Source organism: Lentilactobacillus parakefiri (assembly GCF_002157585.1).
Classification (GTDB): domain Bacteria; phylum Bacillota; class Bacilli; order Lactobacillales; family Lactobacillaceae; genus Lentilactobacillus; species Lentilactobacillus parakefiri.
Window position 1 is genome coordinate 17,220 of sequence record NZ_BDGB01000019.1, and the last position, 13,880, is coordinate 31,099.

Annotated in this window: 12 protein-coding genes and 1 pseudogene; 6 read left to right on the forward strand and 7 right to left on the reverse strand. The window is 44.8% G+C overall.

Features of this window, described 5'->3' with window-relative positions:
* Nucleotides 1–12: 12 nt before the first annotated feature.
* Together LPKJCM_RS01040 and LPKJCM_RS01045 are read right to left on the reverse strand one after the other, a co-directional pair.
* Nucleotides 13–1,854, reverse strand: a complete 1,842-nt coding sequence (locus LPKJCM_RS01040) for a hypothetical protein (protein ID WP_057963306.1) — start codon at nucleotides 1,852–1,854, stop codon at nucleotides 13–15.
* An 81-nt stretch (nucleotides 1,855–1,935) separates the two neighbouring features.
* The gene (locus LPKJCM_RS01045) at nucleotides 1,936–2,739 is read right to left on the reverse strand and encodes a DegV family protein (protein WP_225364074.1); all 804 of its coding nucleotides are present in this window, start codon (nucleotides 2,737–2,739) and stop codon (nucleotides 1,936–1,938) included.
* A 482-nt stretch (nucleotides 2,740–3,221) separates the two neighbouring features.
* On the opposite strand from LPKJCM_RS01045, the gene LPKJCM_RS01050 reads away from it, so the two are divergent.
* The 5 genes from LPKJCM_RS01050 (at nucleotide 3,222) to LPKJCM_RS01075 (ending at nucleotide 6,597) form a co-directional block, all read left to right on the forward strand.
* The gene (locus LPKJCM_RS01050) at nucleotides 3,222–4,310 is read left to right on the forward strand and encodes a PTS sugar transporter subunit IIC (RefSeq protein ID WP_057963305.1); all 1,089 of its coding nucleotides are present in this window, start codon (nucleotides 3,222–3,224) and stop codon (nucleotides 4,308–4,310) included.
* Between the two features lie 546 nt (nucleotides 4,311–4,856).
* Nucleotides 4,857–5,174: a hypothetical protein gene (locus LPKJCM_RS01060; protein ID WP_057963303.1), complete on the forward strand. Its 318-nt coding sequence runs from the start codon at nucleotides 4,857–4,859 to the stop codon at nucleotides 5,172–5,174.
* An 11-nt stretch (nucleotides 5,175–5,185) separates the two neighbouring features.
* On the forward strand, nucleotides 5,186–5,509 hold the full coding sequence (locus LPKJCM_RS01065; protein ID WP_057963302.1) for a hypothetical protein: 324 nt from the start codon (nucleotides 5,186–5,188) through the stop codon (nucleotides 5,507–5,509).
* 63 nt (nucleotides 5,510–5,572) lie between these two features.
* Nucleotides 5,573–6,010: a hypothetical protein gene (locus LPKJCM_RS01070; RefSeq protein WP_057963319.1), complete on the forward strand. Its 438-nt coding sequence runs from the start codon at nucleotides 5,573–5,575 to the stop codon at nucleotides 6,008–6,010.
* Nucleotides 6,011–6,147: 137 nt separating this feature from the next.
* Complete coding sequence (locus tag LPKJCM_RS01075) at nucleotides 6,148–6,597, forward strand: hypothetical protein (protein ID WP_225364075.1); 450 nt, start codon at nucleotides 6,148–6,150, stop codon at nucleotides 6,595–6,597.
* A 280-nt stretch (nucleotides 6,598–6,877) separates the two neighbouring features.
* Here LPKJCM_RS01075 and LPKJCM_RS01080 read toward each other — a convergent pair whose 3' ends face one another.
* Both LPKJCM_RS01080 and mazE read right to left on the reverse strand, forming a co-directional pair.
* Nucleotides 6,878–7,246, reverse strand: coding sequence for a type II toxin-antitoxin system PemK/MazF family toxin (locus LPKJCM_RS01080; protein WP_057963301.1), 369 nt, complete (start codon nucleotides 7,244–7,246; stop codon nucleotides 6,878–6,880).
* Nucleotides 7,239–7,481 (reverse strand): type II toxin-antitoxin system PemI/MazE family antitoxin, encoded by a 243-nt coding sequence (gene mazE, locus LPKJCM_RS01085; RefSeq protein ID WP_057963300.1) that lies wholly within the window; start codon nucleotides 7,479–7,481, stop codon nucleotides 7,239–7,241. The genes LPKJCM_RS01080 and mazE overlap by 8 nt, the downstream gene beginning before the upstream one ends.
* Nucleotides 7,482–7,725: 244 nt before the next feature.
* On the opposite strand from mazE, the gene lepB reads away from it, so the two are divergent.
* A complete protein-coding gene (gene lepB / locus LPKJCM_RS01090) occupies nucleotides 7,726–8,319 on the forward strand; it encodes a signal peptidase I (protein ID WP_057963299.1) in 594 nt (197 codons plus the stop codon).
* Between the two features lie 55 nt (nucleotides 8,320–8,374).
* On the opposite strand, the gene LPKJCM_RS01095 is transcribed toward lepB, so the two are convergent.
* The 3 genes and pseudogenes from LPKJCM_RS01095 to LPKJCM_RS01110 all read right to left on the reverse strand — a co-directional run bounded on the left by LPKJCM_RS01095 (nucleotide 8,375) and on the right by LPKJCM_RS01110 (nucleotide 13,319).
* Nucleotides 8,375–8,725, reverse strand: coding sequence for a hypothetical protein (locus tag LPKJCM_RS01095; protein WP_014939299.1), 351 nt, complete (start codon nucleotides 8,723–8,725; stop codon nucleotides 8,375–8,377).
* A gap of 695 nt (nucleotides 8,726–9,420) precedes the next feature.
* Nucleotides 9,421–12,264 (reverse strand): annotated as a pseudogene (carB, locus tag LPKJCM_RS01105) (carbamoyl-phosphate synthase large subunit); the annotation flags it as partial.
* A complete protein-coding gene (locus LPKJCM_RS01110; protein ID WP_057963298.1) occupies nucleotides 12,264–13,319 on the reverse strand; it encodes a carbamoyl phosphate synthase small subunit in 1,056 nt (351 codons plus the stop codon). The gene LPKJCM_RS01110 and the pseudogene carB, both read right to left, overlap by 1 nt.
* Nucleotides 13,320–13,880 lie beyond the last annotated feature (561 nt).

Genomic DNA, 13,880 nt, shown 5'->3' on the forward strand with positions numbered 1-13,880 from the left:
TTTTCGTTGTGATTATTTCTTTGCAGTTAACGACGTATCTTTAAAGGTTGATAAGGAGACATTTGCGGTTGCCAGGCTATTGCCGGTAACCGTCTCGGCCTTGAAACTAACCCGATCACCCGCCGCGATGAATTGCAGTAGTGGATTGAAGTCCTTGGCGGTGGTATCAATCTTGTAAACTTGGTTATTGTTCTTCAGGATAAACAGCAGACTGTTGTTTGTCGAAACGACCCGGTTAATGGTTCCTGAAATCGTCTTTCCAGTTGGGGCGGTCGGCGTAACGCCAGTCTTGGATTCTACCCGCTGTTCGAAGATTGCCAGGGTGCTTTGGGCATCATCACCAATCGCGTAGGTGCCGCTTTGGTTATTACCGTCGGCTAGCAGATAGACATATTTCATGAACGAATTATTATCTCGATCCAACATTGAAACGACCCAAGTTGGATCACCATTGATCCGGTATAGCAATGGTAGTGTCCCGCGATAATTCTGCGGGTTGATGTCTTGCTGAGCATATGAAATCGCCCGTTCAGGGGTCATCACGTTACCATGCTCACGGTAGTAGTGCAGCGTGTTGGTTCGGGCGTCCACAAAGGTGTAGCCCAGAATCGAACTCTGATGTTCGTTAACACTGGTCATACCCGTGAAGTAGTAAACCCGGCCTTTATAAGCATAAGGCGTCAGCTTATCGCCACCTTCAGTTCCGGCAGTGGTCGGTTTCATCACGCCGCTGTGGCCACCAAAGCTAGTTGCGTTCCAGAACCCATGACGGTAACGACCGAACATGGAAACTTCCTTGCTGACAAATTCAGGGGTGACCGCGATGTCAACGAACTTTGGGACTTTCTTTGGTGAGTAGACCTTCACCTTACCGGTAATCGTGTTCAAGACCGCGACTTTATAATGTTTGAAGTCATAATTACGGTTCAAGTATGAAATCGGTTTGGCAAGTGTTCGGACATAGTAGGGCGTGCCGTTATCATCGATTTCCAGTTGAGCAGTTGCTCCAACCATTGAGTAGCCCAAACTGTGGGAGCTGATTCGTCTGTCGGCATCGTTGTTGAAGTAGGCACTCGGCGTGTACTTCATCGGTTTGGCGACAAATTTTGGATCAGCATTCTTATCGGTGGCGTTGGTTCTAAAGTAACCTGGCACTTTCAAATAATGAATGTAGCGCCAGAAACCGCCAGAGAATTCAACAGGCGCAACGTAAATCATCTTGCCCTTAAACATCTGAACCCGCATGTGATTCAAGTCGTAAACGTTGGAGTTTTTGAAACTGTTCAACGAGTTGTTCATATCAGTCGAAATGGTTTGTGGCGCGTTGACCACTGGCGTCTCAGCACTGTTCTTGATCACGGGCATTGGGGCGTTCTTGGTGTCATCGTTCATATCGGTGTTAATCGATTGCACAGCTGGTCGTGGATTCATCTGGGTGACTAATGACGTAACACTCCCCAAAATAATGAAGACAATCACGGCCATCACGGCTGCCAGTGCGACTTTACCGATCCAGCCAAATGATCCTGTGAACCGCTGAACAACTTGGGCCACGACACCATTGCCGGTTTCTTCTCTCGCCGTGGCGGCATTTTTCGAATAGATGAACCGCCGCAAAGCAGCAACGATGATCATGCCGGCAATGAACCACATCAGCCAGCCATCAATCAGGGATGGGTAAGCGAGATCCGGTAAATTAAAGTAGGTATTGACATAACTAACAATGAATAGCAATACAATTGCTAGAATGCCATAAGTTCGCCCCCGGCGGTCTGCGATAACCAGCAGCCAGATAAACGGAATCAGTAAACCTGACAGCTTAACCAGGGTAATGAGTGCAAAATAACTAAGCATGAAATTTCTCCCTTCAATCCTGTAACGAGTTTAGGTACTAGTAATATTATACCTTACTCAACGGGCAACTCCTAACGACCATCACCCGTTTAATTCCGGAACCTGTCGGCACCACAGAATGACAAAAGCGTTGGATCCGATATGCGTGCCGACAACCGGACCAATTTGGCCGACTTGGAAGCTGGCATCGGGATATTTGGGCTTGATCGAGTCACACCAGTGTTTTACGGCGGCTAAATTATTCGTCCCAGTCATCATGACGTGAACCGGATAATCCAGCTTCTGATATTGGGTGTTGAATTCGTCATCCAGATACTTGAGGGCTCTTTTCAAAGTCCGGATTTTTCCAATCGCTTCAATTTGGTGGTGGTCATTCAAAGTTAATATTGGCTTGATTCGAAGCAGGCCACCGGCAAATGCAGCGGCGTTGGTCAGCCGGCCGCCGGTCACCAAGTTCTTGAGATCATCAACGACGAAGTATTCATCGATGGTTGCCCGAATATCATCCAGATTGTGGACAATCGTGCTCATTGATTTGCCCTGGTTGGCCATCATTGAAGCATATTTCACCAAGTATCCCAACGGTTCAATTGTGATGTGTGAATCATAGACCTGGACCTCGACGTTGGCATAGCCGTGAACCACGGTGCGCAGATTGTTGACAAAGCCGGTGATACCGGCAGTCAGATGAATACTTAGAATCTCGTCGTAGCCTGCATTGGCCAGCTGATCATACACTTTCAGCATTTCCATTGGTGTCGGCGGTGCGGTGGTTGGCAATTTTTTAGCCTTCGCCAGTGCGGAATAGAATTCATCGTTGGTAATATCGATGCCCTCACGATAGGTGGTACCGTTCATATTAACGACGATCGGAACGACAGTCACGTTGCCCAGCTATTTGACTTCGGCATCAGAAAGGCTGGCTGTACTGTCGGTCACGATTGCGATTTTACTCATTGTTTCATCTCCCGATCTTACTGAAGTTAAATCGATTATAGCATACACTCCGGTAGGTCATGCCGCATCTTAAAGTGAGTCAAACGGGGGATTTCTGTTATTGATGAATTATGAAAAGACTCTCATCAAACTGACAACATAATATGAGAAAATCATCCAACTATCGAAATATTGATTGCAGTTCATGATGTGTTTTTGGCGATGACTTGTCTAATCGACATTCATTAACGCCCTAATGTATTGCGACCGCTTACTTCAAAACTGGTCTAGGTACCCAAATAGTGTTCAATAATTTCTTTTCTGAAATGGGTGTTGACATCTCCGTGTAATGATGTTTAAATGATAACAATTTCATTTTTATCATTATTTTCTCATGCAATTATAATTATAGAAAAAGCGAGGTAATGCCAATGGATACAGAAGCAAATAAGCCAGTTGATAAGCTGACAGTTAAAGACTATGTATACTTAGTTTCAGCAGGGGTTTCAAACGCCGTCCTAGTTATGTTAGGGGTCGGATTATTAACCCAAACCATTGCCAACTTCGTGAATTGGCCACAATTACATCAAGTCGGGGCAATTGCCCAATGGTTATTGGCACCAGCATTTGGTGCCGCTGTTGCATCTCAATTAAAAACCAACACACTGGTCCTGTTTAGTTCCATGATTGCCTCAACCGTTGGTGCCAACGCCGTGTACTTCATTTCATCCGGCGTTCATGCCGCAACCGCTACTGGTAACCAAATGGCACAAGCAGCCGGAACCGGTGTCTTTACAACTGGTCAACCAATCAGTGCCGTTGCTGCCGGGTTAATCGCTGCCTTAGTGGGTAAGTACTTAACAGGCAAAACGCCACTGGATATGATGTTAGTGCCGCTTGCTTCAACTTTAGTTGGTTCAATCGCCGGCTTAGGGCTCGCCAGTGTCACCACGCCAGCCCTTAACTGGTTGAGTGCTTTCATCGCCCAATCAATGCAGGTTAACCCAATCCTAGGTTCAATGGCCGTTGCCTTAGCCTGGTCACTCTTCTTGATGACACCGGCTTCCTCAGCTGCACTTGCGGTTGCCGTTATGCTGGATCCACTGTCATCAGGCGCCGCACTCATTGGAACCACCGCTCAATTCGTTGGTTTCACGGTTATCTCATGGCGTCAAAACAATCTGGGTGCTAACATTGCCCAAGGTTTCATCACACCAAAGGTTCAGTTCCCGAACTTGTTAGCTAATCCGCGGCTGGCAATTCCTTCAATGACTGCCGCTGTGGTGGCCGCACCGATTGCGACGATGTTCTTCGGCTTCAAGGTGCCTTACACATTAGGCGGCCTGGGGTTGAACTCATTTATCGCCCCACTTAACCTGGCATCAACCAGCATGAACATGTTCGTTGCGTACCTGGCAATGGGAATCGTTGTTCCAGCTGTTATCTCCATCGTGCTTTACAGAGTTCTGCTTGGCATGCACTGGGTTAAGGATCAACAACTGCATCTCGAGATTGTTTAATTTATTACTACCTATATTAATCATATAAAATCAATAATAAATAGAAGCCCTGGAGCTGAGTTGCTCTGGGGCTTCTATTTGTGTATATCGTCATTCTTTATTTTTAGTGCACGATGGCTGTTACTTTGGAAACTGCGGTACCTGTGTAATGATGAAATCTACAAAAATAACAGTCTGGATTAAACGAATTATTTATACTGCAGTTTCCTTAATACTCATTTTGGGTTTATTGATAACTGTGTTTCCTAAAAATGCTGTTAGAGCAACTATGGCGATCGAGGGAGCTCCACTTTCCGCTGCATTGAAATGCAATCCGAAATATAACCAATCATACAGCAAGGCTCTCAAGGCCACTATCTATACCATTCCACTAAAATACTCATTTACTGATATGAACGGGTTTAAAGTCTCAATGTTTGACGTCAGATCTTACTTATGGGTATTTCACATTGCTTACCCAACTCAACCAGAGTTCTAACAAAGTAGTATTGCTACTAGGAGAGTCAGCAACGATAGAAAAAAATGTTATGAAAGTGGTGATTGATCATGAAAGGGAAATTGGTAAGAGCCTTGGTGGGTGTAGTGATCTTCCTTTTCCTGGTGTGCTTATTCTTTACAGTCTCAGCCAAAAACGCCGTTCGAGCCAATCTGTTAGCACATGGTGTATCACCAATTTCGGCATTTAGTTGTAACCCGAAGTTTTCTCCTAAGACGAGCAAGTCGCTTCAAATACCTGTATATGATGTTCCCAACAAGTTTGCATACAAAGATAGCAGTACAGGTGTCCACACATCAACTTTTGCCATCAGAACTTATTTAGGGATTTTTCATGTTGCCGTTACGGCTGATCAGTACTTTGGGTAGAAGGGGGAGTGATGAAACTGAGCCGATATTTGAGTAAGGTGTTTAAAATGCTGGGTGCTGTTGTAGCTCTTTGCATTATCACGGTATTGCTGCTGTCACTTTCGTCAAAGGGGTCTGTTCGGGTACGGATTCTGTTTGATGGTCATCCGGTGACTGCAATCAGCTGTGACCCAAAGTACACCAAATTGCAAAGTCGTGCGTTTCATCAGACTGTGTATACGATTCCGTATAAGGATGGGTACGATTCAAGCGACAAGTCATATATGGTCACCCAATTCAAGATTCGTCAGGTGTCGGTTTTTAAGGTTGCCGACCATCTTGTTCCAAGAATGTAGGAGATTGAACCGTTGACGGCGCTACTGGTGATTTTGATTTCACAGGGGAAAGAGGAAAAGCAGATGAAAAAAGAATGGTATCGCGTATCTCTTCTCATGATCATGACATTTGCCGGGGGACTATTGATCGGCTGCATCCAGACACGTGCTGCTACGTGGCAGCCATACAGTCCCAAAATGATGGGATATGCAAAGAAGCAGCGGATTCTCAAATACAATGGAAGTAACTGGGGCAACTATGAAGAGATTTACGAGAAAAAGTATTTCAAGGATACCAAATCAACTAAGTACAAATATAATCATCAATCTCGGGTGATGGTTATTCGCTATCTGAACAGATCAAAGTCCCCTGAAGCAAATACAAAGTACAACTATCGAAAGCTCGTTTTCCATGGGAATAAACGGCAGCCAGTTATTCAATATTATTACAATCTTGGCAATCAGAAGTTTCAGTTCCTGTATACGATCAAGTACTGGATGTTTAAGCCAATCAACTATTAGTCCTTATGGGGTACCCGGTGACGTATCGATTCTAGTTGGTCAAGCCGGTTAATTGCTAATTAGGTCAGTCGCATTTAAGATTCGTCGGATTGTGGATGAGCATTATTCACAATCATCCATTAAATGAAAGGTCGATGATGAACTTGTTAAGTATCAGACAACATCAGATTACTTTAAAGTGGTTGTTACTGCTAGCATTCTTTTGTCTATTGGTTTTAGTTCCGACATCAGCGTCTGCCAGTACCAACTGGAAACACCTTGATATGAAATCACTGGGGTATGCCACAAAACAAAAAGTTCTTAAGTATAATTCGGCAAATTGGGGCGAGTATTATGATGATCAAAGTGATTTGTTTAAAGATACTACGCATGTGGAGTACAAGTACACCAAGCACTCAAGAACAATGGTAATGCGCTATAAGAATCCGCAACGTTACTATTTGAAGACCAAGTACAATTATCGGAAGTTGATTTTCCGTCATGGTCGAAAGGCACCCATTATTACCTACTACATGAAGGTCGGTCATGATAATTGGGAATTTGTGAACACCATTCAATTTTGGATGGTGAAGCCAATCCGATATTAGCTGTTAATGGAACCTTGAAGACGATACTTCGAGGCTTTTATTTTCATACTTAGCACTTCTAAGCAGCGTTTTAATAATGTTCCCAAATTGTGTAATTTTAAGCAATTTGGGAACATCATTAAAATAGCTTGTTTTTGACTTAGTGGCATATCTATTTACAGCAAACCTTACCTGTGAATACCGACTAATTTGGTGACAATACAAAAGCGCTAACTATGTTGAAGTGGTTAGCGCCTGTTTGTGAATTAATTTAACTTGAAAATGACATTGCCTTCAGACGTCAATCAAAAAAGCCGAAAATATCCTTAACAGCAGTCATAGCTTGAGCGAGTTCTGCCGCATTGACATGATCGACAATCTTGCCGGATCGGGCAATGTAGTCATAACCCAAAAGGCCAGTTAGAATAACGTGGCCTTCTATCGTGTGAGAAGAAAGTGTCATCTGAAACGGTGCTTTGATTCTAGTTGTGTGGGTAATTGGGAAGCCGACAATCATACCTGTTCGTTGATTGTATGCTTCATCATTGACCACCAGTAGTGGCCTGAAAGTGTTGCTGGCATCGGGATTATGGCCACCATATTCATTGCCTGCATGCGGTTCACTATCGATCCAGATGAGATCTCCTTGCTGTGGGATATCTTTAGTCATTCCAAACATCCTCTCGGCCAACCGGTGTGTCATTGTCACCAATGTTTTCTTTTTCCATTGCTTTTCGAAGATCATAATTCGAGTCTGCGCGATAAATGTTGTGTCGAATTGGCAGCAAGCTGATTACCCCGTTTTCATCTTTAATTGGTTCAAATTCAACATTTTCCCCAATGTTAAACGAAGCTGGAATTGTCACCATAATTGAGTTTCCTTGACGCCTTGTTTTAACAATCATCGTTATCACCCTTTCTGAGTGTAATTATATATGTAATTACACATAGATTCAAGGATTCAGTATCGATTGAATCACACCGACATTTTCATTATTCAAGGGATGTAATTGGGAATTGTATCCGATAACAGTAGTCAACGCAAAGCCAGCTGGGCCTCGTCACATTCTCTTTTGCTTTGTCCGTTGAAAACTTAGCCTGGGAGGCATACACTTATAGGCATGCATGTACATATAATAGGAGGGAACGATGAAAGTTATCAAAAATATCTTTAACTGGATCCTGCCAATCGTGATTGGACTGGGGTTGGCTCTGCTGCTCAAAGCCTACATTATTTCACCTGTGAGAGTTGACGGTGATTCGATGATGCCTAACCTCCAGAATAACGAGCACGTGGTGATTTTAAAGACCAAACCAATCAAGCGGCTGTCAGTGGTGGTGTTTAATGCCTACAAGTTGGCACCTGATACCCAGCCGAATACTGAATTTGTTAAGCGCGTCATTGGAATTCCTGGGGATCGGATTACCTATACCAAGACTGGCCACCTATATGTGAATGGCAGGTACGTCAAGCAGCCGTTCATCTCCCGCCAGCAGCAGACCACCGGTACCTTGAGCAATGTCGACGATAATGGGTTTAATTTATCGATGCTTTCTAAGAAGTGGCGCAGAGGTGGACAGACTGCCGTAGTTCCCAAGGGTCAGTATTTTGTGATGGGCGATAATCGGAATATTTCCTATGACAGCCGCTATTGGGGATTTGTGCCAAAATCTCATATGGAAGGCGTCGTTTACACGTTTCCTTGGGATGCCAATCGAAGCGAAATTAATAACTATGGATAAAATAATGTCCCTCACCGGCTTTAGATCTGGTGAAGGACATTTTTAATCGTGTGACTTACTTTCCATTTAACTCACGAACTTGATCAATCAAGCCAAGAAATTCATTAGCTGCTTGGCGGTAATCTTCAATTTTATCCCCGTATTTCTCATTAAAGCCCTCCAAGCCGCCGGCAACAAAGGCATATTCATAATCATATACTTTGTCATAGGCTGCGGTGAATTTTGTCAGCAGGTCATGGTGCTTGCCATCTAGTTGCAGGGCCATTTGTACGACCCGAACATCAGTGTAGCCCAGTTCGAATTGAATTGCCCAAGCTCGGATGAAGTCGTGTTGGGCCTCAATGTGAGCAAAGTGGTGCTGGGTGTTCCAAGTTAATCGGTCTAATGATTTAATAACGTCTAACATGTCTATACCTCCCCTGAAGTTAACAACATGATTCACGTTAATTGAACCGCGTTTGGTGGGGAAGGGCAAGTGATTTGACTTGAAGATATTAAAGGGAAAACCGCCTCAAAATATGTTATAACAGATATGTGATACAAATCACAACATTATTTTGGGAGATCTTAAGATGCAATACATTCGTATTTCGACAGTCTTTCTTAGTTTTGGACTGCTAACAGTTTTCTTCATGTAAATTATTCAGGAAATTTCAAATACATTTACAGTGGGCGGCGGGCCCACTGATGCGCCCATCAACTACTGGGCAAGCAGCATGATTCTTGTTCCGTTAGCCTTTGGAGCTTTGTTCATCATCACGTTCGCATTGGGCCTGTACCAGATATATCAAGAGAAAAAGCAAAGTAAACAGTGAAGAAACACAAACAAGCACCCCTGGAGAATTGAGTCTCCGAGGGTGCTTGTTATTTTCTATAAATTTTATTTAATCAATTGTGGCTGAAACACACCCATCACAGTATCTTGGGCAGTAAACACTGGCACTTGATGGCTTAGTGCATTAGCGACCAAATGCTTTTGATCGGGTGTTTCATCTTCTGAACTCAAAGCAAATGCGAGATTGCTTGGCCATTCCGTGCCTTCGTGGTAAGTTTCGATGCCAAAACCGCTGCCTTTGAGTTGCTCGACTAAGCTGGCGTTGTTGGCGTCAAATGCTGACAAGAGCACATTGCCACTCAGGTGATTGGTATCGATGTGGTAGCTGTCAAACAGCGCATTGTGTAAGGCTTCCTGGAGGTTATCGCCGGCTCCGATGTCTTCTCCGGTTGACTTCATTTCTGGACTCAATGCTGTTGGGGCACCTGGTAATTTGGCGAAGGAGAAGACTGGCGCTTTGACATAAACCTTGGCTGGTTCTGGGTGCAGGCCCGGCTTCAGCCCAACTTCGGCGAGAGACTTACCTAAGATCAACTGAGTGGCCAGCTGTGCCAAATGCAGTTTAACAATCTTACTCATGAACGGCACCGTTCTGGATGCTCGTGGGTTGACTTCGATCACGTACACTTCATCTGCGACAATGAATTGGATATTCATCATGCCGACCGCGTGGACCTGTTTACCAATCTTGGTGGCAATGGCAACAATTTTTTCTTTCTGGTCAGCGGTTAAAGTCTGTGGCGGATACATCGCGATCGAGTCACCTGAATGGATGCCGGCGCCTTCCAGATGTTCCATGATGCCGGGAACAAAGACATCATTGCCGTCGCTTAAGATGTCGACTTCACATTCAGTGCCAGGGATGTACTGGTCAATTAAGATTGGTTCACCGTGGCTGTTTTTGAGGGCCGGAATGAGGTATTCATTTAATTCGTCATCATTGTGAACGACCGCCATACCCTTACCACCGAGAACAAAACTTGGACGTACCAACACTGGGTATCCTAGTTTGTTGGCAATGGCCATTGCCTCTGGGGCGTTAGTTTCCGTGTCCCCTTGAGGGTGGGCAATGTTTTGATCAATTAACAGGTCTTCAAATTGGTGACGATCTTCGGTCTGTTCGATACCGTGAAGCGAGGTCCCAAATATTGAAACACCATGTTGCGTTAAGCCTTCGGTCAGGTTGATTGCCGTTTGACCGCCAAATTCAACGATGACGCCGATTGGCTGTTCCAAATTGATAATGTTCATGACGCTGTCGATGGTTAGTGGTTCGAAGTAAAGTTTGTCTGAGATGGAGAAATCAGTTGAAACCGTTTCGGGATTATTGTTAATAATAATGGCATTGTACCCAGCTGCTTGAATCGCTTTAACAGAGTGAACGGTGGCGTAGTCAAATTCAACGCCCTGCCCAATTCGGATCGGGCCGGCACCGATGACCACGATACTGTTACCCAGCGGTTTACTTTCGTTCTCGTTACCCACTGTACTATAGTAGTAAGGTGTCGTACTTTCGAACTCCGCAGCACAGGTATCAACCATTTTATAAACCAGGTGTTGATCTTCCATGGCGTCGAGCTTCACCAATTGATCGTCGGTTGCATGGTGAAGGGCTTTGATCATGGCGTTATTGAAACCTAATTTGCGTGCTTTTAAGACTTCATCGGCGCTTAACAGGCCATCGGTCATTTGCTGCTGCATTTTGATGATGTTTTCTAGTTTGGACAGGAAGTATAGATCAATTTGGGTTGAACGGTTAATTTGTTGAATTGTGGCGCCCTTACCAATAGCCGCAAAGATTTCAAATAGACGATAATCAGTCGGCGTCTTGATCTTTTCCAGCAAGTCGCCCATTGACATGCCGTGCGTATAAGTCGGAATCAGGTCGGTTTGCGCTTGCTGATCCAGCTCCAACGACTGAACCGCTTTTAACAGCGATTCTTCAATGGTACTGCCGATTGCCATGACTTCACCGGTTGCTTTCATCTGGGTTTCCAGTTTGCGATCGGCGTTTGTGAATTTATCAAAAGCAAATCGTGTAATCTTAGCAACCACGTAATCCAGAGCCGGTTCGAACATCGCGAACGTGGTTTGCGTTATTGGGTTCGTGATTTCGTCGAGATTCAAGCCAACGGCAATCTTAGCCGCAATCTTCGCAATCGGGTACCCGGTGGCTTTTGAAGCCAGAGCAGATGAACGGCTGACCCGTGGGTTGACTTCGATGACGTAGTAAGCTTCGCTATTCGGGTCTTGAGCCAATTGAACGTTGCAGCCGCCTTCGATCTTAAGGGCGTTAACGATGGTCAAAGAGGCGTCACGCAGACGTTGATATTCCTTGTCAGTCAACGTTTGGGTTGGGGCAAAGACAATTGAATCACCGGTGTGGATGCCGACCGGATCGAAATTTTCCATCCCGTTACGATAATGGAACTGCCATGGTGGTCGCGCATCACTTCAAATTCGATTTCTTTGAAGCCGGCGATACTCTTTTCAACCAGACATTCAGTTGACGGCGACATGGTGAGGCCACGGTTTAAAATGGTCATCATTTCATCGTCGTTATGGGCAATGCCGCCACCAGTGCCACCCAAAGTGTAGGCCGGACGGATGATGACCGGGTAGTCGATTTTGTGAGCAAAATCCAAACCGTCCTGGAGATCGTAAACCGTCTTGGAATCAGGAATTGGCTGATGTAATTCTTGCATCAAGTCTTTGAACTTTTCACGGTCTTCGGCTTCGTTAATGGTTTGGAGGCTGGTCCCCAACAATTCGATCCCCAGTTCGTCCAAGATGCCGTCCTTGCTAAGCTCAACGGCAAGGTTCAAACCAGTCTGGCCGCCCAAGGTTGGGAGGATTGCGTCTGGGTGTTCTTTGTTAATAATCTTCTTGAGACTTGGAACAGTTAAAGGCTCCAAGTAAACTTTGTCGGCGATTTCGTCGTCGGTCATGATTGTTGCCGGGTTGGAGTTGACTAAGATAACTGAGTAACCTTCTACACGAAGGCTTAAGCACGCCTGACTGCCGGCATAGTCAAATTCAGCAGCTTGGCCGATCACAATTGGACCGGAACCGATGATCAATACTTTGTTAATATCTTCTCTTTTTGGCATTAGTGAACCCCTCCGTTTACGTGCAGCATTTCGAGAAAGTCGTCAAATAATTGAGTTGCATCGTGTGAACCAGGTGCTGCTTCTGGATGGTATTGAACTGAGAATACCGGACGGCCAGGGTAGCGCAGACCTTCGCAGGTGTGATCGTTGACTTCTAAGGCGGTCACTTCCAGCGGTGTGTCTTCCACCGAGTCGACGTCAACGGCGTAACCGTGGTTTTGTGAAGTGATGTCAATCTCACCGGTAATCAGGTTTTTCACTGGGTGATTAATCCCTCGATGCCCAAACGTCATTTTGTAAGTCTTAGCGCCATTGGCCAAAGCCAAAAGTTGATGACCCAGGCAAATACCAAACAGTGGGAAGTTATCCTGCAGTTGTTGAATAACTGGGAGGAATGCGGCGTAATCAGTCGGGTCACCAGGACCATTTGAAAGCAAAACGCCGGTTGGATGCAAGTTGACAATGTCTTCGAAAGTTGATTCCGGCGTGACAACGGTGACATCCACGCCAGGGCGCTGCAATGATTTGACAATGTTATCTTTGACCCCAAAGTCAACAACGACAACATGTTCGACATCTTTGGCGTCGCTTGCGGACAGTGTGGCCGATTTGATGATGGCGGCTTCACGGTCGGCCGGCTGGTCAACGATTGGTTGATTGGTCAAGCTGGCCTTCATTGTCCCATAGCGACGAATAATCTTGGTTAACTGTCGGGTATCGATCCCGCTGATTGCTGGTGTCTTCGACTGCTTTAAGAAAGCGTCGAGGCTGATGACACTCTGGTAATGAAAGACTTGATTAGTCATTTCCTTGACGATGACGGCGGCTGCTTGAACCTTATCGGATTGGCTGGTATCAAGTGAGATGCCATAGTTGCCAATCAGTGGATAGGTGAAACTGATAATTTGATGCTTGTATGATGGATCCGTCAATGTTTCCTGGTAGCCGGTCATGCTGGTGGTAAAGACGAGTTCGCCGTCAATTTCTGCGCCCAAGTCACCACACGCTTCGCCGACGAAAACATCGCCATTTTCTAGGGTAAGATATTTTTTCATGTCCGAACCTCCTCAAATTGTTCCTAACACTGCTGCGGTATTTACAGTTAACGCTTTTGAATATTTAAGATAGAAGTATTTGAGGGAAATGTCAAGTAAAAATATGCAATATTTGCCGATATTCGGATAATTATGTACAAATAAAATACAATATGTATATTTATTAAATACAGCCGGACGACCTCAAATAGCGCCCTTATAGATAAGTTAGTCGTCATTTGACAATATATTCGATTTCTTGGATAAATAATCATTTTGAAAATTAATTTTGAAATAGCCTTGTTTTTTCTGCCAAAATAGCATATGATTCTAAGTAATCAAACAGAACCTTTAACATTAACCCCGTGAGGTTAAGAAGGTATGGCGACTCCTGAGGAGACTCAGGGCTAACTCAAACCTCTTTACCGAACGCGGTGAAGAGGTTTTTTGGGTTCTTCGTCAACTGTTGTTGGTGAACAAAATATTGGAGTTCTAATCACTTGGTGATTAGAGCTCTTTTTGTATGAACTCGAAAAGCAAACAGTACTCTGAGCCGGAATCTGAAGAAGTTTCGGTAACCAA